Source organism: Aurantimicrobium photophilum (assembly GCF_003194085.1).
Lineage (GTDB): Bacteria > Actinomycetota > Actinomycetes > Actinomycetales > Microbacteriaceae > Aurantimicrobium > Aurantimicrobium photophilum.
In genome coordinates, this window is record NZ_CP023994.1 from 274,321 (window position 1) to 297,291 (window position 22,971).

Genomic DNA, 22,971 nt, shown 5'->3' on the forward strand with positions numbered 1-22,971 from the left:
GTGGGAATGAGGACAGCGGTGGTGGAGGCACTTCACGCGTAAACTGGCGGATGTGAATGCAAAGACGGTTGATGTTGCCCTAATTGGTGGCGGAATCATGAGTGCCACCCTCGGCGCTCTGATTAAGCAATTGCAACCCGACTGGAGCATCCAGGTTTATGAGCGCCTCGGTGAGGTTGCTCAGGAAAGCTCCAACCCCTGGAACAACGCTGGTACTGGTCACGCCGGTCTGTGTGAACTGAACTACATGCCTGAGGCTGCCGATGGTTCGGTTGAAGCTTCCAAGGCTGTTGCCATCAACGAGCAGTTCCAGGTTTCCCTGCAGTTCTGGGCACACATGGTCGCGGCCAAGATGCTCGATGCACCCACCAGCTTTATTAACTCCACCCCCCACATGACCTTCGTCTGGGGCGAGGCCAACGTGGAATACCTGCGCAAGCGTTACGCCGTGCTCAAGGATGAGCCACTGTTTGCGGGCATGGAGTACTCCGAAGACCCCAAGGTCATTGCTAAGTGGACTCCTCTGCTCATGGATGGCCGCACCGGCAATGAACCCATCGCCGCAACCCGCATCACTGCTGGTACTGACGTGGACTATGGATCGCTGACCAAGCAGCTCTTGAACTACATCACTACCAACGGTGCGAAGCTGCGCACCGAGACGCAGGTCACGGGACTCAAGAAGCTGCACAACGGTCACTGGAAGCTGTCCTTGCGAGACTCTGTCGGAAACACTCCTCACTCCATCACCGCGAAGTTCGTCTTTGTGGGTGCTGGTGGTGGTGCGCTGGCACTGCTGCAGAGCGCAGGAATCAAGGAAGCTAAGGGCTTCGGTGGATTCCCCATCTCAGGTCAGTTCCTTCGCACGTCGAACCCTGCCCTCGTGGCTCGCCACCAAGCCAAGGTCTATGGCAAGGCGTCTGTGGGAGCACCCCCCATGTCTGTTCCTCACCTCGACACTCGTGTGGTCGATGGCGAGAAGTCGCTCCTCTTTGGTCCTTTCGCAGGCTTCACCCCGAAGTTCCTCAAGGAAGGTTCGTGGTTTGACCTTCCCGGTTCCATTCGCTTCAACAACATCTTCCCGATGCTGGCTGTGGGAGCAACCAACCTTGACCTGCTCAAGTACTTGATCGGTGAGCTCATGGCGAGCCCCCAGAAGAAACTCGATGCTCTGCGCGAGTTCTTCCCCGATGCTCAGCACGAGGACTGGGAACTCATCACTGCAGGTCAGCGCGTTCAGGTCATGAAGAAGGATCCCAAGAAGGTCGGAGTTCTTCAGTTCGGTACTGAGGTCATCGCTGCTGCGGATGGGTCCATCGCAGGTTTGCTCGGTGCTTCCCCGGGTGCATCTGTGTCTGTCCCTGTCATGCTCGATGTTCTCAAGCGCTGCTTCCCCACCGAGTTTGCAGGCTGGGAGCCCGAAATCAAGAAGATGATTCCAAGTTTTGGCACACGCCTGTCAGATACTCCTGACGTGGCAAAGAAGTCATTTGCCGCCTCGGCTAAGACGCTCAAGCTCTCTACATAGGGAAGACTGGTCTGTAGAAAGACCACATTCTTCAACGGGGGCGGTGAGATGCAGTTAGGAATTCCAGCACAGCTGGCACCAGTTCTGTTTGCCCAGGCACTCTCACGCCTGTTCTTGGTCTACTCGGCCTACTCCGTCATCTTTGCTGAGATTCTTTTGCTCCTGGCCGGATGGCATGAGAACAATGCCTGGGTGATGTGGGCAGGGTTCCTAGTGGGATTCCCGGGCTTTGTGCTGTGGCGACTCATGTTCACGCCACTTTCCCCCCTGTCAGCTTCGCTCTATATTCTCTTTCTTTCCGCCACGCTCGTTCTCGCCACGTGGGCAGTTTTAGCAACCATGCCCGACGTTGAGAGCACCCTGTTCCTCCCCTTCTCTCTTCTCGGGTTTGCCCTCGTCACCGCATGTGGTGTTGCTGCTCGCGCTCAAGATCGTGTGGTGTGGGCAACTCTGGGATTTCTTGCTGCCAACCTGTCGCTTTTCATCGGAGCGGCTCTAGCTGGGAAACCGTTTGAATTTGACCTGCGGCTGATGCTGGGATTTGTTGTTGTGTTGGCTGCAGTCATCGCAACCCCCAGACTCCTCATCTCGAACAAACGTTTCCAGATCACCTTTGACCAAAGCGCAGAGTCGGTCGCAACAGATGCCGAGAGACTGGAAAACACTCGTGCTGTCGCTGCGCGACTGCACGATACATTGCTGGCGAATCTTGCCGTTATTGGTGCTACCAAGCCCGGAATGTTGCAGGACCCGGTCCGTGAAGCTATTGAAACTCAGCTAGCCCTATTTGAAACGAGTGACTTCTCCATTCGCACTGTGCAGACAAGCACGGGCATTAAGTCCTCGACGGAACTCGAGCGCTTAATGGCAGTGATTACTCAGGCTGAGTCCCGAGGGCTCACCGTCAATCTGGGTGGCGACCCGTCGGCGGTCGCTCTCCTTTCTGAGGAAAGGGTCGATGCCCTCACGTCCGCATTGGCACAGTGCCTGACAAATGTTCATCTCCACTCAGGACAGAATGCTGTTGAAGTGGTCATCTTGCCTGCCGGGGAAAACCTTGCTGTCACCGTCATCGATGGTGGTCAAGGTTTCGATGTGGAATCAGTGCCGGAGGACCGGATGGGCCTCAAACTGTCCGTGAAGGACCGCATCGAGCAATCCGGTGGTCGTGTGCGATTGTGGTCAAATCACGGCCAAGGAACAGCGGTCATGCTCCAGCTTCCTCTCGAACGGGAGGGTATCGATGCGTAGACAAGAACGCACCATGCAACAGCTTGACCCTCTTGCTGCGGGGACCAGCTGGGATGTTGCCGTCACCTTCAGTTTGTTGACCTGGGCCTACGCCGTCATTGTGTCGATTTCCAGTTTTGGTTACACCGACAATCCAGTGTTCTTGATCGTGGCCCTGGTGATCCTCACCATTTCTATTTGCTACCATCTTTGGTCGGCCGCACCTCAGCATGCTCCCTACCCCCGCCGGAATTACATCTTCGTTGTGACCCTCACCATCAGCGCAGCTGTGTTCCAGATTGCCTCGGATGGCACGGGATCCATCTCGATGTTGACCGAGTGGGGACCCATTGCTGTTGCGCTCGTCTTTGCTTCCGCGAGCGGATACCGATCGTTACCTGATCTCTACTACGGTGGTCTTGCCGCGGTTGTGGCGCTCTTTGCTGCGTTGGGGCTGGATAGTTTGCATCATCCCCTGCCATTTGGCATGTTGTATTTCTGCGTCTCTGGTGTTGCCTTGGTCTCTATCGTGGTGTTGGGCCAGGGCAGTTACACCCATAAAGCCAGCCGGATTTTGTTGGCGTGGCAAAAGACCGTGAATGAAACGGCGGTTGAACCGGGGATCGTCGCTGAAACCGACATCGCTGGTCCGCTCAGCCGGGAGGCACGTGAGCTCCTTGTTGAACTGTTGGCTCGTGGTCGCATCACAGAAGCAGACACTCAGCGAGCCCGTCAGCTTTCTGCAGAGATTCGTTCAGAGCTCCTCTTACTTGCCGAACAAACCTGGGTGGAACGATCTGGATGCACATTGCATGACCCTGAAAAGGTGTTGAGTAAGTTTGATCTTTCAGCTCAGTCAGCAATTTCAGCGTTGATTTCTGGATTGCTCGAAGCAGGGGTAGTCAACCTTCAGGTATCTCTCCGGGTCGATCCTTCCAGTGAACGTTTGTCTTGCGTTATTCAGGGAACAGAATCTCTGCACGCATTAACCGGGGGAAAATTGCGCACACACCTAGCTTCGTTCTTGAGGGTGATGTATGTCGTGTTTGAAGATGTCCGCTTCATCAATAACGATGGACACGTGAATGTGATGTTCTACTATGCAAAATAAGCCCGCAGTCTCCCTCACCATCCTTGATGACCACGGGCTCTTGGTCGATAGTTTGAGCAGCTGGTTCACCGGCAATGCCCCCGACTTCAGTGTTGCCGTGGCTGAAACGTCCTGGGCAGGGTGTCTGGCCAATGGTGCTTTCCCTTCCGATGTGGTGTTGATGGACTACCAATTGGCCGAGCCGGTCTCGATTGAGGCACGTGTTTTGACCTGTAAAGCGGCCGGGTCCATGGTGGTCGTGATGAGTGCGCTGGCAAGCCCTGAACTCCATGACCGAGCACTCGCTGCTGGTGCTGATGCCTTCTTTGATAAGTCCACCTCGATGAATGTGGTTGCTGCCCGCATGCGCACACTTCTGGGCATGGCCCAGATCAACCCGCAGGGCAGTGATTCGGGGGATTCTGGAGCCTCTCAACACGCCGAAGAGCTGGTCAAACCACGCCTGAGTGCCGGTGAAGAGCAGGCGTTTGTCCTGTATTGCCGGGGGTTAGCGACCAAAGAGGTTGCCGAGGCCATGAATGTTCAGTTTGAGACGGCCAAAACGTACCTCAGACGCGTGCGTGAGAAGTACGCTAGAGCAGGAAGACCCGCGTCCCGGCGGGCAGATTTGGTTCGGCGTGCAGCCGAGGATGGATATTTGACCTAATGGCCAAGCTTTATTTCCGTTATGGCGCAATGAACAGCGGCAAGAGCACATTGATGCTCCAAGCTGCGTATAACTACGAAGAACGCGGTCACAATGTCGTGTTGTGTAAGCCCGAGATTGACATCAAGGGTGACAAGGGAATTCTTTCTCGACTTGGTATTAACCGCCGCACAGATTTCTTAATTGCTGGTGACAGTGACCTCTACGGGTTATTCCAGCACGAACGTGAAGCGGTCATTCGCAAAACTGGTGCTGATGTTCGTTGCCTGCTGGTAGACGAGGCACAGTTCTTGTCAGAAGCGCAGGTTGATGACCTTCTGCGCATTGCTCTTCTGGAGGACGTGCCCGTTTTAGCGTTTGGTATTCGCACCGACTTCCAGACTGTTGCATTCCCTGGCTCTCGCCGTTTGCTTGAAATTGCACACGAAATCGAAGAGCTTAAGACAATCTGCCGTTGTGGCAAGAAGGCAATCTTCAACGCTCGTAAGTTCAACGATCGCTTCATCTTCGATGGAGACCAGCTCGCTATTGACGGCATCGCGGTGAGCTACGAGCCTCTCTGTGGTAACTGCTACCTCATGGAAAGCAACGGTGTTCTCAACGCTGGTCGTCGCCAGTGGCCTGTGGCTTACTCCTTCGAGCCTGACCCCGACTTCAGCTAGCTCAGGCCATGCGCGTCTCTGTCATTGGCTGCGGCTACCTCGGCGCTGTTCATGCAGCGGCGATGGCCGACCTCGGACATGAGGTTATTGCCGTTGATGTGGATGCCGAGAAGGTAGCCGCGCTCAGCACTGGCACCCCTCCGTTCTTTGAGCCAGGACTGCCGGAGATCCTTTCCTCTTCACTTGCCTCTGGGCGTTTGCGGTTCACTACCGATATTGCTGAGGTGGCAGGGTGTGAGCTGCACTTCATCGCCGTGGGCACGCCCCAAAGCGACGACAGCGGAGCTGCCGACATTCGCTTTGTGGATGCAGCGGTTGATGCGCTGTTGCCCAATTTAGGGCCAGAAGACGTTGTAGTGGGCAAGAGCACCGTTCCAGTTGGAACAGCACAGCGCTTGGCAGAAAAGCTTCTGTCTGCGGGATCCTCAGCAACTCTGGTATGGAACCCTGAGTTCCTCCGTGAAGGCTTTGCCGTCAAGGACACCCTGAGCCCTGACCGTCTTGTTTTCGGTGTTGCTGACGGTGTCGGCCAGGACCGGGCACTGGCAGCTGTGCGCGAGGTCTATGCCGCCGCCATCGATGCCGGCACACCCGTCGTGGAAACAGACCGTGCAACGGCAGAGCTTGTGAAAACGGCTGCGAATGCATTCTTGGCCACCAAGATCAGCTTCATTAACGCGATGAGCGAGATCGCCGAAGCAACCGGTGCGAACGTCACCGAGCTGGCGGATGCCATTGGCTATGACACTCGTATTGGCCGTCGCTTCTTAAATGCTGGTGTGGGTTTCGGCGGGGGATGTTTACCTAAGGACATCCGGGCCTTCTCTGCCCGTGCCGAAGAATTGGGTCTAGGTTCCTCGGTTGCCTTCCTGGGCGAAGTAGATGCCATCAACCTGCGCCAGCGTCAGCGCGTGATTGACCGTGTGATCTCTGACGGCGGCGGTGACCCCGTTGATCTCAAGGTTGCAGTCCTCGGACTCGCATTCAAGCCTCAGTCAGATGATGTGCGGGACTCGCCTGCTTTGGATGTTGCCCGCGGATTAGCCGAAGCAGGTGCACTCGTCACGGCTTATGACCCCGAGGCCATGGGTCCTGCGCAGAAGCGTTTTCCTGAGCTGAAGGTCGCGAGCACCCTTCAGCAGGCACTTCTGGATGCTGACATTGCTGTGTTGGTAACTGAATGGCCAGAGTTTGTCCAGCTTGATCCCCGCACCGCTGGTGATCTCATGGCACACAAGCGCATTGTGGATGCCAGAAACGTTCTCGATCCAGCTGCCTGGCGCGCCGCCGGCTTCCACTTCAGCAGCCTGGGTCGACCCTAATTACCTCTTGAGATAGAGGTCATTGAGCGTGACCGGTTGAAGCTTGCGCTCCAAAATCAGGTCTTTGATATAGCCAAAGCATTCGGTTACTGCAGGGAAGTTGGCATGGCCAATGACGATGCGTTTTTCACCAATCCATTTGCCGGCAAACTCGCGCAATTGATCCGGGGTTATCTGCCCAGCATCAGAGAGAGAACCGTGCCACATCACGGCAGTGGTGTAACCCAATGAGGCGGCAACTGAGTCAATTCGTTCATCGTGGTTGCCAAAGGGCGGCCGGAAATATGGTGTGGCGTCGACGCCATAGTTCTTGAGAAGGAAGTCATGGGTTTGGCCGAGCTCGGAAGATACCTGTCCATTACTGACTTTGAGTAAGGAGGGGTGTGTCCAGGTGTGGTTGGCCATCTGGATTTGACCGCTCTCCACTAAGGGTCGTAGCTCAGGAATATTCTCCGACCACGAGGGGTATTGGCCAGTGACGAAGAAGGTGAGCCTCATTCCCGTTTCCTGGGCAAAGCGTGTGTATTCCCTCACCACGTGAGAGGAAATTCCATCATCAACAGTCAGGGCAAACATTCCGGGGTGATGAGGAATGGAACTGATTGTGCCAAAGGGAACAGGAACCTGCGTGACTCGAGGAGGTTCAAAAATGATGGGGATGGCAGAAGGATAGACGTTCACATCTTCAGCGATGGGGGGAAGGGCTGCCCCCATTTTGCCGAAGCCAAACTCAGATTTCTCCTCAATCAGTTTGGGGAGAAATATTCCCGCTGCCGCTCCTGTTGCAGCGGTGATGACACCTGCTGCCAGCAGCTCAAGGAATGTTCGGCGTTCCATCAGCGTCGGGTGAGTTTGCCCTTGACCTGGGAGACAAGCTCAGTGATTTCTTCTGAGCGCATGAGCCACAACACTGCGAAATAGATGCTGCCCAAAATGGCGGCGTAGATGATGCTCTCGATGATGGCCACAGCCAAGTTATCGGTATCGATATAGGCAGCACTGAACTGCAGCATGAAGTAGCCCGCAATCACGGTAGGGATGACAGCGATTCCAAACTTGAGGTGACTGACAAACACTCGCTTGCCATCGATGCCACCAATCTTCTTCCTGAGGAAGAACATTCCCACAGCCACTTGGATCATGGTGGCGAATGTGAAGGACAGGGCCAACATGGCAGCAACGAGTTCCACCGGCGAGAATGCCAGCACGAGCAAAGATCCGCCCACGAACAACAGAATCTGCAGCACCGTGAAGAAGAACGGGGTGCGAGTGTCATTGAAGGCAAAGTAGGTGCGCTGAATCACAAAGAGCATGCCATACGGGGTCAAGCTCAAGATATACATCATGATGACAACGGCCAGGGCGGCAATATCTGCTGGTTTAGCTCCATCCATCAACACCAGTGCAATAAAAGGTGCCGTGACGAAGACGATGGCCGCGGATCCCGTCATCACCAGCCCAATGACGCGCAACGCAGAGGACACATCCGCACGCATGTCTTCGGGCTTGTTGTTCCGGGCGTGTTCTGCAAGACGCGTGAAGTAGGCGGTGCCGATGGAGAACGCGAGGATCGAGTAGGGGAGCATGAAGATCAGCCAGGCGTATTGCAGAGCTGCAACGGATGCACCCTTACCTGAGGCGGTGCTCGCCACGTTGGTGGTGACAATGCCACCAAGCTGCATCACGATGACGGTGGCCAACGACCAGCCGGCAATCTTGCCCAGGGTGCCAAAGCCGACACCGCGCCAGAGGAAATCAGGACGGTAGCGGATGCCTGCTTTGCGCCAGGCCAGAGACAAGATGATCGACTGTGCAATGACGCCGAGTGTGGCACTGCCAGCAAGCAGAGCAATCTGGCCTGAACTCCAGTCGTCCAGACCACGATTGCCATCGGGGTCTGCGCCGAAGAGGGCAATGTAGACGGCAAGGCCAGAGATGGCCACGATGTTGTTGAGAACAGGAGCCCAGGAGGAAGGGCCAAAAACCTTCTTGGCGTTGAGCACTTCGCCCAAGATGTTGAACAGGCCGTAGAAGAAAATCTGCGGCAAGCACCAGTAGGCAAAGCCGACAGCGAGAGCCAGTTGTTCAGGCGACCACGCCATCGCATACAAGCGCACGAGGAAGGGAGCTAACGCCATTGCCAGTGCAGTGATGGCCAAAAGGAACACCATCGCAATGGTGACCAGCTTGTTCACATAGGCACTGCCACCATCGTGGCCAGCCATGGCCTGCACAATCTGGGGCACCAGCACAGCACTGAGCACGCCACCAATCAGCACCATATAGACGCTGTTGGGAAGCATGTTTCCCACGGCAAAGGAGTCTGCACCAACGGATGCGGTCACACCAATGGCAGTGGCCAACACCATGGCCTTAACGAATCCCAGCACACGCGAAGCGGTGGTTCCCACGGCCATTAACGTGCTGGCGCGAGCGATAGTGGAAGAAGCCATAATCGGGTTTCCATCCTTTGCTCAAGCCTCAGGGGAGGGCCATAGTCCGTGCTCTAAGCTTAGTTCGATGACTCTTCCAGTGCGCTTCGCGACCGACGCAGAGATTGCCAATTGGGACAATCTGGTTATTGCTAACCCTGACCACGGGTCGATGTATCAAGCGGAAAGTTTCGCTATTGCGAAGGCAATTGGCGGCTGGACTCCTCGTCACCTCATCTTCAATGAGGACAACACCGAGGCAGCGCCTCGTGTTGCCGGATTGTTCATTGAGCGCACAATTCCCACCCTGGGCAAGCTCTGGTATTCACCCACCGGGCCAGGTTTCGGCTCTGCTGAACAGGTCGCTGCGGTCATTCCTGCCCTGAAAGAATTCGCTGCTAACAATGGTGTTTTTTTGGTCAAGCTCGAATCTGAGCTGATCTATTCCGAGCAAGCAGATCAGACATTGCGCTCCGCAGGTCTGGTCAAGGTGGACAATGTCCAGCCCATCTCCTCGACGGTGATGATTGACCTCACCCCAGATATCGACACCATCTTGGCTGAGATGCCGCAGAAGGGTCGCTACGCCATCCGCCGGGCAGCGCGTGATGGTGTGACCGTGGCAGAAGCGCCGCTGACCGAAGAGAACATGCGCACCATGTACACACTCTTGGGTGCTACCGGTGATGACGCAGGCTTCATGATTCGCACCTACGACTACTACGTCTCCTTCTGGAACGAATACGCCAACCGTGACCAGGGCAAGATGTTCTTTGCCTATGTCGATGGCGAAGTTGTGGCCGGTGCGTATACCGGCTGGATGGGCTTCAAGGCCTGGTACAAAGACGGCGCCTCTATTCGTGATCGCAAGGCCTATGGCGCCAGCCATGCGCTGCAGTGGCACATCATCGAATGGCACAAAGCTCGTGGCCAGGCTGTGAGCTACGACATGATGGGCTGCCCGCCAGCAGATCAGCTCAAAGACCCCTCACACCACCTGCACGGCATTGGCATGTTCAAAACGAGCCTGAGCCCCATTGTCATTGATCGTGTCGGAACCTATGACCTCGTCATTGATGCCAAGAAGACTCAGAAATGGAACACCTTCGGCTATCGCATTGCCGGCAAGCTGAACAGAATGTTCCGCAAAGAGGTGTACTTCTAAGCGTTAGCCCTCACGCGCGCTGAGGGTGACCAGAGACGCCTCTGGGGCACACGCAAAGCGCACCGGAGCAAAGATAGATGTGCCAACACCTGCTGAGACATTCAGCGCTGCTGTGCGACTGCCACGCGTCCACGTGCTCAAACCCTTGACCTTGTCGCGGGGGATGTCACAGTTGGTGACGAGTGCACCAAAGCCAGGAACACAGACCTGACCGCCGTGAGTGTGGCCGGCGAAGATCATCTCAGCCCCTTGAGTAACAAAGTCATTCAAGATGCGCTGGTAGGGAGCGTGGGCAACACCAATGGTGATCTCGGGCGTGACCTCATCGAGGAAATCATCTGACTGTATAGATTCGAGGGCACGCTCCATGCGCGAGAGCGAATCAAAAGAGCGGTGAGGGTCATCCACTCCCATGAAGTCAATGCGGCGACTACCCAATGTCAACGAGGCTGCAGAGTTGTTGAGGTTAGCCCAGCCGAGTTCGTCAGTAAAGAATTCCATCAAGGAGGCGGTGTCGAGTCGCTGAGCGACCTTGGTGGCCTTGGAGGGACCTGCGAAGTAAGCAAAGGGGTTCTTGAACTCAGGGGCGAAGTAATCGTTTGATCCATTGACGAAAACCCCTGGAATCCCCTTGAATGCAGCCAGGGTTTCTTGCAAAGCAGGCAAGGCATGTTCATGGCCCAAGTTGTCACCGGTGTTGACGACAAGATCAGGTGCTAGCTCAGCAAGTGAGGAAATCCACTCCATCTTTCCCTTTTGCCAGGGTGCAAGATGCAGGTCAGAGATGTGCAGGATTCGAAGAGGTGCGGAACCAGGTTCCAACACTTTCGCTTCAACATTTCTCAGGGTGAACGCATTGCGTTCGACGAGTGTTCCCCACGCAAGAGCACCCACAGCAACCAGCCCGATGCCCACCAGGACATCGCGGCCAATTGCTGAGGAAGAGCTCATTACTTCTGAACGGTGATCAGAATCGGGGTTGTGGGCTTGATGAATCCACCCACAGGCGACTGCACCGTCACGAGGCGCTGGCCCACAGGAAGTGGGTTAGCTGTTCCAGGACAAGCCGTGGTGGACGGTGATGGTGCAGGGGTTGGCATGGGGGTTGGTGTGGGAACCGGGCACTGCGCATCAGGGATAGGCAGCTCAATGGTTGCGCCAACAGTCCAACCAGCAGCCACAAGCGTGCTGCGAGCGAGAGTTTCGGTCATGCCCACGGTGCTGGGAGGACCTGCAACGAGGGTCTGGTTTGAGAAGTAGACCTTGACTTCGCCACCGACTGCCGTGGGCTCACCTGAGGCGGGCTCAGACTTGGCCACCGTGTTGAGGGGGAGTTCAGAGTCCATCTCGCCACCATCGGTGAAGGTCAAGCCCACGCTTTCGATGAGGGCTTGTGCCTGTTCCTTGGTGAGGCCTTGGATAGCGGGAACACTAACGGACTTACCCTTGACCAGGTTGGGGTCAGGGGCACCGAAGGGATCGCCACCAAATTGACGGTTCGCAACCGTCATGATGTCTCGGTAGATGTCTTGCTTGGTGTTGTATTGACGACCATTCGTGAAGTCCACATTGGAAAGCGCGACGTGACCAGAGACGTTACCGAGCCACACAACGGTGGCCACCTTGGAGGTGGAGCCCATGATCCAGTTCTGCTCAGCGTTATCTGAGGTTCCGGTCTTGGCAATCCAGGGGATACCGTCACCGACATCAGCACGAGCTGCCGTACCACCAGCAGAGTGGACGTTTTCCATGGCATAGGCGGTGGTGCGAGCCACTGCTGGGGTTACCGACTGGGTGCACTTGGACTTGGGCGGAGTGATTTTCTTGCCCTTGTAGTCGATGATTTCATCGATCGCGATTGCAGTACAGGTCTTTCCATCATTGGCAATACCTGCTGTGGCAACGGCCATTGCAAGCGGTGCAATTTCCTCGGTACCGATGATGGTTGAAGGGTTTGACTTCAACGTCTTTTGGTCAGCACGGTGAACGCCAAATGATTCAGCAACCTTACGGATGTTGCAGAGGTCCATCTTGGAAGCCATGGTGATGAAGTTGAGGTTGTAGGAGTTCTTCAACGCGTTCATCACGGTTGTGGTGGAGTCGAATGCACCCGCGTAGTTGACGGGCTTCCAGTTAGGGCCACCTGTTGGCTCACAGCTGTTCTTGAACTCGGACATCTTCCAGTCCTTGACCTTGCCGGAGACAACTTCGTTGAGACCGTGGCCCTGCTTGAGCCACTCGATCAGGGTGAAGATCTTGTAGGTCGAACCCACGGGGAAACCGGTGGAGCTTCCGTACTTGCTGTCGGTGTTGTAATTCACCGAGGTGTAGTTGGCGCCTGATGCCACAACCTCAGGATCAGCAGAGTAATCCTTGCTCTGAGCCATTGCGAGAACTCGACCAGTACCGACTTGAACCGAAACGGACGCACCTGCGATGTCACCTTCGGGAACGATCTTGGGAACACGCTCGTAGATTGCTGTTTCAGAAGCTGCCTGCAGTTCCACATCAAGTGTGGTCATGATCTTCCACCCACCGCGCTGGAAGGCTGCCCAGCGCTCGTCCTCGGTTGCACCGAAGGCGGGGTCGTTCTTGATGATCCAGGTGACGTAGTCACAGAAGAAGGCAGCACCACCAGCTGTTTGGCAACCAGTGCTGGACGGAGTGATCACCGGAGTGACAGGCTCGGCTACAGCGGCCTTGTATTCCTTGTTGGTGATCTTGCCTTCAGCAAGCATGCGGCCCAGTACGTAGTTACGACGCTGTTCGTTGTATTCCACGTTCTCAGGAATATCGATACGCAAGTTGTTGGGGTTGTTCACGGTGGCGATCAGGCTTGCTGCCTGAGCAAGGGTGAGGTCCTTGGCCTTGACGCCAAAGTAATACTCAGAGGCAGATTCGATGCCGTAGACGCGACCACCGAAGGAAGCGATGTTGAGGTAACCGTTGAGGATCTCGTCCTTGGTGTACTTGGACTCGATGCTGATCGCCAGCTTCATTTCCTTGAGCTTGCGCTCAATGGTGGTCTGGGTGGCTGCGTAGTAGGCAGCCTTACGTGCTTCAGGATCTGCAATCTCTTCCGCACGCATCACCAGGATGTTTTTCACATACTGCTGGCTGATCGACGAACCACCCTGAACGTCACCACCGGTGGCGTTGGAAATGATGGCGCGTGCAGTACCGATGAGGTCCACACCACCGTGCTCATAAAAACGAGGGTCTTCTGTTGCGATAGCTGCGTCAACAACGAAGGGAGAAATTTCTTCGAGAGGAACCGTAATACGGTTCTGTGCATAGAACGAGGCGAGGAGAACTTCTGAGCCGTCTTCACGCTTGGCATACATGCTCGACTTTTCAGCCAAGTCGTTGATCTTGAGGTAGGCGGGGAGTTCGTCAAAAACACCTAGGGCGCTGTTCGTGGTTACTCCCGTAACGGCAATAGCGGGGGTCACTGCGGCGGCAATCAAGACTGCTGCAACGGCACTCATGCCGACAAAAGCGAGCAATCCCCCAATGATTCCTGAACGCGTAGGCTTCTTGGCAAACATAGACTCTAATTTAGCCGGAATTGCTGAGAAAAGACCGAACGGAGACTCATGGCCGCCATCAAGTGGGAATACATCACCACTCCGCTGCTTATTCACAACACCACCGCCATTTTGAACACGTGGGGTTCAGAAGGGTGGGAGCTCGTTCAAATTGTCACGGGCCCCGAAGGTGGCCTTGTTGCGTACCTCAAACGACCACTGGCTGAATAGCTCAAGAATCGAAGGAAAATCATGTCAAACATCGAAGCTCGTCTTGCCGAACTCGGCATCGATATCCCTGATCTCGTTCCTCCCGTAGCCGCCTACACCCCTGCGGTGATCCATGGAGATCTCGTCTTCACCTCTGGTCAGCTCCCCATGGTTTCCGGTGCACTTCCTGCCACCGGCAAGGTCGGAGAAGGCCACGGCCTGATCCCTGCCTCGGATGCCAAGGAGTATGCACGCATCTGTGCACTCAACGCGCTCGCAGCGGTGAAGTCGGTGCTGGGTGACCTCAACCGTGTCACCCGCGTGGTTAAGGTTGTGGGTTTCGTTTCCAGTGACCCTGCCTTCACCGGCCAGCCTGGCGTGATCAACGGCGCATCTGAAGTTCTCGGTGAGATCTTCGGTGACGCAGGAATTCACTCGCGCTCTGCCGTGGGTGTTGCGGTTCTTCCCTTAGATGCCCCGGTTGAGGTAGAGATCATCGTCTCCTTCAAGTAATTCTTGAGTAACAACGAAACACCCCCAGGCCGATGGCCTGGGGGTGTTTCAGTATGAGCTTCGTAGTTGTTTAGTGAACCTGAGCGCTGATGATGCTGAGCACACCAGTGTCGGTCAGGGTGGTGGTGTCCCCAATCTCGCGGCCTTCTGCGACATCCTGAAGGAGACGACGCATGATCTTGCCAGAGCGAGTCTTGGGAAGTTCTTCCACGATGTAGACCTTCGAGGGGCGAGCAATCGCACCAATCTGGTCGGAGACGTGCTTGCGCAGCAAGGCGCTCGCTTCCTCGGGGGTCTGGTCATCCACGTGGCTCTTCTTCAAGATCACGAAGGCAACAACGGCCTGACCGGTGGTCTCATCGGCTGCGCCCACCACAGCTGCTTCAGCAACGATGTTGTTGCCGACCAGTGCGGATTCGATTTCTGCAGTGGAGAGACGGTGACCAGAGACGTTCATGACGTCGTCCACACGGCCCAGGAGCCAGATGTCGCCGTCGCGGTCGTAACGAGCGCCGTCGCCGGCGAAGTACTTGTCACCGAACTTGTCCCAGTAGGTTTCCTGGAAGCGGACGGGGTCTCCCCAGATACCGCGGAGCATGGCAGGCCATGGCTCAGAGATGACCAGGAGGCCGCCGGAGTTCTTGTCCTGAGGAACACCCTGCTCGTCCACGATGTCGATGACGACACCGGGGATGGGTACCTGTGCTGAACCGGGCTTCAAGGTGGTCACACCAGGAAGAGCAGCAATCATGATGCCGCCGGTCTCGGTCTGCCACCAGGTGTCCACAATCGGTGCCTTGCCGCCACCGATGATGTCGTGGTACCAAATCCACGCTTCAGGGTTGATGGGCTCACCCACGGAACCGAGAACACGGATGCTGGAGAGGTCAAACTTTCCAGGGATCTCGCGGCCCAGCTTCATGAAAGAGCGAATAGCAGTAGGTGCGGTGTAGAGAATCGAGACCTTGTACTTCTCGATGATTTCCCACCAGCGACCGGGGTGAGGTGCGTCAGGGGTGCCTTCGTAGACAACCTGGGTTGCACCGTTCGCGAGTGGTCCATAAACCACGTAGGAGTGACCGGTGATCCAGCCCACGTCTGCGGTGCACCAGTAGACATCCGAGTCTGCGTGCAGGTCGAAGATGTTCTTGTGGGTGAAGGCAGCCTGGGTGAGGTAGCCACCGGTGGTGTGCAAAATACCCTTGGGCTTACCAGTGGTGCCCGAGGTGTAGAGAATGAAGAGTGGGTGCTCTGCAGGGAAGCCCTGAGCCACGTGCTCTGCGTCCACACCAGCCTTGGCGTCATCCCACCAGAGGTCGCGACCTTCGGTCCAGGCAACCTCGTTCTCGCCGCGCTTGACCACGAGAACGTTGGTCACGGAGCTTCCGCCACCGTTCGCCTCGAGAGCAGCATCCACGGTTGGCTTGAGTGGGAAGACCTTGCCCTTACGCCATCCACCATCAGCGGTGACGACGAGCTTTGCTTCAGCGTCGTCAATGCGGCTGCGCAGGCTGTCTGCACTAAATCCACCGAAGACCACGGTGTGGACTGCGCCAATACGTGCTGAGGCCAACATGGTGATGACTGCCTCGGGAATCATGGGCATGTAGATCGCAATACGGTCGCCCGCATTTACGCCTAGTGAAAGAAATACGTTTGCGACGCGCTTAACTTCAGCTGTCAATTCGCTGTATGTGTATACACGCTGGTCTCCGGGCTCGCCTTCGCCATAAATGGCGACACGGTCTCCACGGCCTTCGAGTACGTGGCGATCGAGGCAGTTGTATGCCACGTTGAGCTCGCCGTCATCGAACCACTTGGCTACGGGAGCATCGCTCCAGTCGAGCACACGTGTGAAGGGCTTGTGCCAGTGAAGGAGTTCCTTTGCCTGCTTATCCCAGAAGCCGAGGCGGTCTTTCTTGGAATCTGCATACAGGCTGGCCTGTCCGACTGCTTGGGCAGTGAATTCGGCGCTGGGCGGAAAGCGACGTTCTTCGTGCAGAAGGTTGTCAATATTGTTGCTCATTTCGAGCACCTCACTTCATTGGGCGGTGACTAAAGGTCGAACAAAGTCTGTATTGAGATTACCCCCAATTCCACACTTTGTATACAAAGTTACTTTTTATACTCGGGGTACAAGATAAATTTCAGTTTTATGCCTTACACTCGAATAGTTCAGAGCTTCGTATCTGACTGGTGGCGCCGCCGATTCCCCCAATCTGGCGCCACGAAGGCGACACCGTTCCCCCCAACTGGTGTCGCCTTCCACCGTTAAGTGGTTCGTACGGATACGTACGCCCTAGTCCTCCACAGGGGCAAAAGGGGTACAAATAGCCCCAAATCAGGGTAAAAATTCCCGTGAAATGGATTTTTCTCCATATTTTGGGCCGATGCTTGCCCATCTGGATACCCACCTGAGAAATCCGCGAATTACGGACGTTCTCATCTCCAGCAACGCTGGATTGTGGATAGATCAGGGCGAGGGACTGCTGCTCGACGCCAGCTGGTCGTATACAGAACCCGAGGTCAGAGCCCTCGCTGTTGAGCTCATTGGCCGTGGTGGTCGACATATCGACCAAGCACATCCCTGTGTGGATGTGCGATTGCCGGGAAACATTCGCGTGCACGCTGTGCTGTCACCGGTTGCAAGCTCTGGCACCACGATTGCCCTGCGCATCCCTCGCACCACTGCCCTTACCTGGGAAGACCGAGTGGCGTCAGACTTCATGACGGAGAGAGAAAAGCATTTCTTGCTCGAGTGTGTGGAGCGCAAGCGCACAGTACTGATCACCGGAGGAGCTGGCTCCGGCAAGACCTCATTATTGGGGCACCTACTCTCTTCAGTCCCTCATCATGAGCGCATTGTGGTTCTCGAAGATGTCACCGAACTTCAGATAGATCATCCTCATGTGATTGCGCTCGAAGCCCAGCAAGCAAATATTGAGGGCGCTGGTGGCGTGAGCGTGGAACAACTTGTTCCTCAGGCTTTGCGGATGAGGGCAGACCGCTTGGTGCTGGGGGAATGTCGCGGTGCTGAAGTGGGAGCCGTGTTGTCTGCCCTCAACACAGGCCACAGTGGTGGCGGCCTCACCCTCCACGCCAATTCTTTGGCAGATGTTCCGGCACGTCTGACTGCCCTGGGCTATCTCGCCGGAATGAGCACAGAACTAGTTTCCGCACTGGCCCGGGGAGGACTCGACGTCATTGTTCATGTGGAGCGAGGTGAACATGGCAGGCGTATTGCAGCGCTGGGTGAATTCACTCCGGGGGAAGCTCCACTCACTGTCCGCGAGTTCGCCCTCTGAGGTTGAACGCTCACTCAGAGAACTGGCGCAGAAAACAGAACGCGTTGCCTCATTACTCATGGCCGGACTCTCGCCGAGAGAAGCAGCACACTCTGCGGAACTTGATCTTCAGGCCGCCGTGAACATTCAGGAGAGGACCCCAAAAGCCTTCTTGAGTGTTGTGTGGAACTTTGCGTTGGAGTCAGGAGCGGCACCGTCTGCGGTGTTGAAGGTGTGCGCTGAGGCTTTTGCGCACGCAGCTGAAAATGCACGTCATGCTCGTGTTCAGCTTGCTGGACCTCAAGCGGCAACGCATCTCGTCATGGGATTGCCATTGGTTGCGGTGGCGGGAGGGTACCTCGCTGGATATAACCCGCTGGCTTTCCTGCTCGGTTCGTTATTCGGCTGGCTCCTTCTTGTTGGTGCTGCATTCTTATTGTTTCTTTCCTCCCGGTGGTCACGGCGAATGGTGAGACATGCACAACAGTGGGAATGGTCGCGGGGAATGGCAGCAGAGGCAATGTCGATGTCGCTGTCGGCGGGCCACTCCCTTGCCCAGGCCAGGCGGTGGGCAAGTGAGGTCGCTACCTCATTCACGTTGGATCACGAGATGGTTCAACAGGAGCTTGCTCGGTGCGATGAATTCATGGCGTTGGCAAGCAAGACGGGAGTGGGTTTATCCGGGCTTCTTCGAAGCCAAGCCCAACGGGAGCGCAACGCAGCCCGTGAAGAAGCGCAGATGCGTGTAGAAAAGCTTGCCGTGCGATTGATGATCCCGCTGGGAATGTGCGTTTTACCGGCATTTATTGCCGTCGGGGTGCTGCCGCTGGTTGCCAGTGTGATTTCCTCCACAGCACTGAATTCATAAAAGAATTCCACCTCTTATATAGAGGTGTGAATTCGCGCATTCTTTCTGCGCTGTGATGGGGGCGAAAGGTGTGGTGAATATGACAACTCACAAACTCAACAAACTCATTCAAGCCCTGAAGCACTTCCGCTCTGAAGCCGGTGCCGCAACAGCGGAATACGCCATTGCCACGATGGCAGCGGTTGGCTTTGCCGGACTACTCGTGACCATTTTGCGCGGAGATGAAGTGAAGCAAATCCTGACGGACATGGTGCGCCGTGCTCTCACGTTCGGAGGGTAGTGTCACCGCTGAACTGGCCATGGTGCTGCCGGCCATCATCTTGGTGCTTGGTGTGTGTCTCCAAGCGGTGGGTGCTCTGGGGATTCAGTTGACGAACTCTGCCCTGGCCAGACAAGCTGCCCGGGAGCTATCTCGTGGTGTCGATGTCAGCGTGGTGGCCAGCTCGCTGTCACAGGCCAATTCCCACGCCTCACTTCGGCACTCGACCGAGGGTGATCTGGTGTGTGTTTCCCTGAGCCAGTCCACGGGTGTGGGGCCGTTGTCATGGCTGCTTGCAGAGGTCCAGGTTCGGGAGTGTGTGATCAATGCACAGTGAACGAGGTTCGGGTGCTGCGGCGACCCTCATTCTGGTCGGAGGGGTCATTTCGGTGACATCTCTTCTACTTTTTTTCGGAGCAGCTCTGATCACCCTCGACCGAGCACAATCCGTCACCGACCAGGCAGCACTCGAAGCAGCGGATGCAGCATCGGGGCGCATCCCCGGATATCCCTGTAATCGCGCGGAAAGACTCGCCGAGAAGAATTCTTTCCAGATAGAAAATTGTGAGGTTCAGGGTTTGATTGTGCGGGTGACCTTGCAGGTCACCGTGTTGGGAATTTCTACCCACACTCGAGCCAAAGCAGGACCCCAAAATGAGCTGGAGTGATTGACGAACCCAAATTGCCGTGTATCTTGACCTTTTGGAACGCCACTTAATTCGGAGGAATGTTTGTCCAGCTCTAGAAAGCTCGTCATCGTCGAGTCACCAGCCAAAGCCAAGACCATTGGTAAGTACCTGGGCGACAACTACGAGGTGCTCGCATCGGTCGGTCACATCCGTGACTTGCCCAAGCCCAGCGAGCTTCCTGCGGACATGAAAAAGGGACCCTTCGGCAAGTTCGCTGTGAACGTCGAAGACAACTTCGAGCCCTATTACGTTGTCTCTGAGAACTCTAAGAAGACGGTGGCGGAACTCAAGAAGGCTCTCAAGGATGCCGACGAGCTTTACCTCGCAACTGATGAGGACCGCGAAGGTGAAGCGATCTCCTGGCACCTGCTCCAGGTGCTCAAGCCCAAGGTTCCCGTTCACCGCATGGTGTTCCACGAAATCACCAAGGAAGCTATTCAGGCTGCCCAGGAGAACACTCGTGAGCTCGACACAGCTCTGGTAGATGCTCAGGAAACCCGCCGTATTCTCGACCGCCTCTATGGCTGGGAGATGTCGGATGTGATGCGTCGCCGCGTTGGTCCTGGAACCTCAGCTGGTCGTGTCCAGACCGTTGCATTGCGTTTGGTTGTAGACCGTGAGCGTGAGCGTATGGCGTTCAACTCCGCCAACTACTGGGATCTGCTTGCAACTCTGGGGACCTCAACAGAGGTGTCCACGCAGTTCGAAGCCAAACTCGTTCGTGTCGGCGGCAACACCATTGCCTCGGGTAAAGACTTTGATGACAACGGTCAGCTGACCACCAAGGCCACTCTGCTCAGCGAAGAAGCCGCGACTGCGCTCGCCGCAGCACTGCGTGAAGCAAGCACCGAGATCGTCGTGGCAGGTCTGGAGACCAAGCCCTACACCCGTCGTCCTTCCGCTCCCTTCACCACTTCGACCCTGCAGCAGGAAGCTTCGCGCAAGCTCAAGTTCTCTTCGAAGCAGACCATGAGCGTGGCACAGGGCCTTTACGAAAACGGTTACATCACCTACATGCGTACGGACTCGCCTTCCCTCTCGGGACAGGCGATTGCGGCAGCTCGTGCTCAAGCCACCACGCTCTATGGAGCAGACCAGGTTGCAGATGCTCCCCGTCAGTATTCGGGCAAGAGCAAGAACGCTCAAGAAGCTCACGAAGCTATTCGCCCTGCTGGTGAAACCTTCAAGACTCCCGCAGAACTTCAGAATGTTCTCCGTGGCAACGAGTGGAAGCTCTATGACCTGATTTGGAAGCGCACTGTTGCTTCCCAGATGGCAGATGCCAAGGGTCAGACCGCAACCGTCACCGCAAAGGCAACCCCTGCATCCGGAGATGCTGTGGAGTTCACCGCCAGCGGCACCGTCATCACCTTCCGCGGCTTCCTCAACGCCTATGAAGAAAGCACTGACGAAGAGCGCAACGCTCAGGACGCTCAAGCAGAAGCCAAGCTCCCAGTGATGACCGAAGGTCAGAAACTCGTACTTGCTGATGTTGAGGCCAAGGGCCACGACACCACACCACCTCCTCGTTACACCGAAGCAACTCTGGTGAAGAAGTTGGAAGAGCTGGGCATTGGCCGCCCCTCCACCTACGCATCCATTCTGGGTCTGATCGTGGACCGCGGCTATGTCACTCCTAAGGGTTCAGCATTCGTTCCAGCGTGGGTTGCGTTCTCCATCGTTCGCCTCATGCAGGAGCACTACACCGACCTGGTTGACTACGCCTTCACTGCCGAGATGGAAGAAGATCTCGACAAGATTGCTGGTGGCGAAGGGACCGGTTCACAGTGGCTGAAGAAGTTCTACTTCGGAGAGCCTGGCCACCACGGACTGCGCGAAATCCTCGACAACATCGGCGATATCGATCCCCGTGAGCTCAATACCTTCCGCATTGGCGAGAATGGTGCAGCTATTCGCGTGGGCAAGTATGGTCCCTACATCGAGGTGACCAACCCCGATGCTGCCGAAGATGAGAAGCCCCGCATCGTCAACATTCCCCTGGATATGGCACCCGACGAGCTCACCCCTGAGAAGGTTCAAGAACTCATCGATGCGCCCATTGTCACCGACCGTGTGCTGGGTGTGAACCCGGAGAACGGCAAGACCGTTGTGTCCAAGGACGGTCGTTTTGGACCCTATGTGACCGAGCTCGAGCCAGAGCCTGAAGTTGCTCTTGACGAGGCAGAGATTGACCCTGCCACTGGCGAGGTCGTTGAAGTCAAAAAGAAGAAGCGCGTGGCCAAGGCTGAGGTCATCAAGCCTCGCACCGCTTCCCTCTTCAAGAGCATGGATCCTGGAACTGTGGATTTGGAGACTGCTCTCAAGCTTCTCAACCTTCCTCGTGAAGTGGGTGCGGATCCTGAGACCGGCGAAATGATCACCTCGCAAAATGGTCGCTACGGCGCCTACCTCAAGAAGGGCACCGACACTCGCTCGCTCGAGAACGAAGATCAGATCTTCGCGATCGACCTCGCTGGTGCTCTCGAGCTGTTTGCGCAGCCCAAGTATGGAGCTCGCAAGGCAGCCAGTGCGATTAAGGAATTCGACGCTGACCCCGAAAGCGGCAAGCCCATCAAGATCAAGGATGGTCGTTTCGGTCCCTACGTCACCGATGGCACCACCAACGCCACGATCCCTCGCGGTGAGGTGCCTGAAGAGATCGACTTCGACCGTGCGGTTGAACTTCTGGCCATCAAGCGAGCCAAGGGACCCGTTGTTCGCAAGAAGGCTCCTGCCAAGAAGGCCGCTGCAAAGAAGCCAGCTGCCAAGAAGGCAACCAAGAAGGTCGGCGACACCATCGTGGTGAAGAAGGCCGGCGCAAAGAAGGCTGCCACCACCCTAGGCAAGTCAGGCGTCTCTTCCAAGGCTAGCGAGTAACGCATGTCCGGGTTGTTCATCACCTTTGAAGGTGGAGACGGTTCGGGAAAGTCCACACAGGCTGGTCTATTAGCCGAGTGGCTCACTGAGCAAGGTCGTACAGTTGTGCGCACCCGCGAACCCGGTGGTACTGATGTGGGTGTTGAGGTGCGCAACCTCGTTCTTCATCACCGCGGGGATATTGATCCCCGCGCAGAAGCACTGCTCTATGCCGCAGACCGTGCCCACCATGTGGCCACGCTGGTGCGTCCCGCACTGGAGCGTGACGAGGTCGTCATCCAGGACCGCTACTTCGACTCCTCCGTTGCCTATCAAGGCGCTGGTCGCGTTCTGGATGCTAAAGAAGTACGCGACTTGTCTCTCTGGGCAACAGACAGCTTGCTGCCTGATGTGACCGTTCTTTTGGATCTCGATGAGAACCTGGCTCGCACGCGTCTTGACGCTGCGGACAAGCCTTTTGATCGACTCGAAAACGAAAAGGCAGAGTTCCATGGCCGTGTTCGTGCAGGTTTCCTCGCGCTCGCCGAGGCAGAGCCGGAGCGCTTCCTCGTTCTCGATGCCACGCGCCCCATCGACGAGCTTGCTGCCGCTATTCGTGCCCGCGTCGAAGCTGAGTTGTCTTAGAAGTTTCTTGTCAGTTACTCCCGG

The 22,971-nt window shown here is 56.2% G+C and carries 21 protein-coding genes; 16 read left to right on the plus strand and 5 right to left on the minus strand.

Translation table 11 applies throughout. The features are described from left to right. Positions 1–52: 52 nt before the first annotated feature. From AURMO_RS01475 to AURMO_RS01500, 6 genes are read left to right on the plus strand one after another with little or no spacing between them, the layout of a single operon-like run. Entirely contained in the window at positions 53–1,528 is a 1,476-nt protein-coding gene (locus AURMO_RS01475) for a malate:quinone oxidoreductase (protein WP_110232821.1), read from the plus strand. Positions 1,529–1,576: 48 nt separating this feature from the next. Next, complete coding sequence (locus AURMO_RS01480; RefSeq protein ID WP_110232822.1) at positions 1,577–2,779, plus strand: sensor histidine kinase; 1,203 nt, start codon at positions 1,577–1,579, stop codon at positions 2,777–2,779. After that, positions 2,772–3,869 carry a hypothetical protein gene (locus AURMO_RS01485; RefSeq protein ID WP_110232823.1) on the plus strand — a complete coding sequence of 366 codons (1,098 nt, stop codon included), beginning with the start codon at positions 2,772–2,774 and terminating at the stop codon, positions 3,867–3,869. The genes AURMO_RS01480 and AURMO_RS01485 overlap by 8 nt, the downstream gene beginning before the upstream one ends. After that, entirely contained in the window at positions 3,859–4,515 is a 657-nt protein-coding gene (locus AURMO_RS01490) for a response regulator transcription factor (protein ID WP_110232824.1), read from the plus strand. The genes AURMO_RS01485 and AURMO_RS01490 overlap by 11 nt, the downstream gene beginning before the upstream one ends. Continuing rightward, positions 4,515–5,177, plus strand: a complete 663-nt coding sequence (locus AURMO_RS01495; protein ID WP_110232825.1) for a thymidine kinase — start codon at positions 4,515–4,517, stop codon at positions 5,175–5,177. Before AURMO_RS01490 ends, AURMO_RS01495 begins: the two co-directional genes overlap by 1 nt. A gap of 8 nt (positions 5,178–5,185) precedes the next feature. Next, complete coding sequence (locus AURMO_RS01500; protein WP_110232826.1) at positions 5,186–6,499, plus strand: UDP-glucose dehydrogenase family protein; 1,314 nt, start codon at positions 5,186–5,188, stop codon at positions 6,497–6,499. Here AURMO_RS01500 and AURMO_RS01505 read toward each other — a convergent pair whose 3' ends face one another. Next, positions 6,500–7,336: a polysaccharide deacetylase family protein gene (locus AURMO_RS01505; protein ID WP_110232827.1), complete on the minus strand. Its 837-nt coding sequence runs from the start codon at positions 7,334–7,336 to the stop codon at positions 6,500–6,502. Further along, on the minus strand, positions 7,336–8,952 hold the full coding sequence (murJ, locus tag AURMO_RS01510; RefSeq protein ID WP_110232828.1) for a murein biosynthesis integral membrane protein MurJ: 1,617 nt from the start codon (positions 8,950–8,952) through the stop codon (positions 7,336–7,338). The genes AURMO_RS01505 and murJ overlap by 1 nt, the downstream gene beginning before the upstream one ends. A 67-nt stretch (positions 8,953–9,019) precedes the next feature. Between murJ and AURMO_RS01515 the strand changes: the two genes are divergently transcribed. Further along, positions 9,020–10,096 (plus strand): lipid II:glycine glycyltransferase FemX, encoded by a 1,077-nt coding sequence (locus AURMO_RS01515; protein ID WP_162532639.1) that lies wholly within the window; start codon positions 9,020–9,022, stop codon positions 10,094–10,096. 3 nt (positions 10,097–10,099) lie between these two features. Here the strand turns inward: AURMO_RS01515 and AURMO_RS01520 are convergent, their stop codons facing one another. Together AURMO_RS01520 and AURMO_RS01525 are read right to left on the minus strand one after the other, a co-directional pair. Then, positions 10,100–11,047 carry a metallophosphoesterase gene (locus tag AURMO_RS01520; RefSeq protein ID WP_110232829.1) on the minus strand — a complete coding sequence of 316 codons (948 nt, stop codon included), beginning with the start codon at positions 11,045–11,047 and terminating at the stop codon, positions 10,100–10,102. Then, complete coding sequence (locus AURMO_RS01525) at positions 11,047–13,644, minus strand: transglycosylase domain-containing protein (RefSeq protein ID WP_110232830.1); 2,598 nt, start codon at positions 13,642–13,644, stop codon at positions 11,047–11,049. Before AURMO_RS01525 ends, AURMO_RS01520 begins: the two co-directional genes overlap by 1 nt. Positions 13,645–13,692: 48 nt before the next feature. Between AURMO_RS01525 and AURMO_RS08975 the strand changes: the two genes are divergently transcribed. Further along, positions 13,693–13,854, plus strand: coding sequence for a Sp36 family protein (locus AURMO_RS08975; RefSeq protein WP_204163632.1), 162 nt, complete (start codon positions 13,693–13,695; stop codon positions 13,852–13,854). Between the two features lie 21 nt (positions 13,855–13,875). Next, positions 13,876–14,346 (plus strand): RidA family protein, encoded by a 471-nt coding sequence (locus AURMO_RS01530; RefSeq protein WP_110232831.1) that lies wholly within the window; start codon positions 13,876–13,878, stop codon positions 14,344–14,346. A gap of 70 nt (positions 14,347–14,416) precedes the next feature. Here the strand turns inward: AURMO_RS01530 and acs are convergent, their stop codons facing one another. Further along, positions 14,417–16,372 (minus strand): acetate--CoA ligase, encoded by a 1,956-nt coding sequence (gene acs, locus AURMO_RS01535; protein WP_110234828.1) that lies wholly within the window; start codon positions 16,370–16,372, stop codon positions 14,417–14,419. 337 nt (positions 16,373–16,709) lie between these two features. Here acs and AURMO_RS01540 point away from each other — a divergent pair, with 337 nt between their 5' ends. The 7 genes from AURMO_RS01540 (at position 16,710) to tmk (ending at position 22,947) form a co-directional block, all read left to right on the plus strand. Next, on the plus strand, positions 16,710–17,651 hold the full coding sequence (locus AURMO_RS01540) for a TadA family conjugal transfer-associated ATPase (RefSeq protein ID WP_110232832.1): 942 nt from the start codon (positions 16,710–16,712) through the stop codon (positions 17,649–17,651). Between the two features lie 58 nt (positions 17,652–17,709). Further along, positions 17,710–18,498, plus strand: coding sequence for a hypothetical protein (locus tag AURMO_RS01545; protein ID WP_110232833.1), 789 nt, complete (start codon positions 17,710–17,712; stop codon positions 18,496–18,498). A gap of 79 nt (positions 18,499–18,577) precedes the next feature. Further along, a complete protein-coding gene (locus tag AURMO_RS01550; RefSeq protein WP_110234829.1) occupies positions 18,578–18,778 on the plus strand; it encodes a DUF4244 domain-containing protein in 201 nt (66 codons plus the stop codon). Beyond that, positions 18,756–19,094, plus strand: coding sequence for a TadE/TadG family type IV pilus assembly protein (locus AURMO_RS01555; protein ID WP_110232834.1), 339 nt, complete (start codon positions 18,756–18,758; stop codon positions 19,092–19,094). Before AURMO_RS01550 ends, AURMO_RS01555 begins: the two co-directional genes overlap by 23 nt. Next, positions 19,084–19,425 carry an Rv3654c family TadE-like protein gene (locus AURMO_RS01560; RefSeq protein ID WP_110232835.1) on the plus strand — a complete coding sequence of 114 codons (342 nt, stop codon included), beginning with the start codon at positions 19,084–19,086 and terminating at the stop codon, positions 19,423–19,425. Before AURMO_RS01555 ends, AURMO_RS01560 begins: the two co-directional genes overlap by 11 nt. Before the next feature lie 63 nt (positions 19,426–19,488). Beyond that, positions 19,489–22,323, plus strand: a complete 2,835-nt coding sequence (gene topA, locus AURMO_RS01565) for a type I DNA topoisomerase (RefSeq protein WP_110232836.1) — start codon at positions 19,489–19,491, stop codon at positions 22,321–22,323. A gap of 3 nt (positions 22,324–22,326) precedes the next feature. After that, positions 22,327–22,947, plus strand: a complete 621-nt coding sequence (tmk, locus tag AURMO_RS01570; RefSeq protein ID WP_110232837.1) for a dTMP kinase — start codon at positions 22,327–22,329, stop codon at positions 22,945–22,947. The last annotated feature ends 24 nt before the right edge of the window (positions 22,948–22,971 follow it).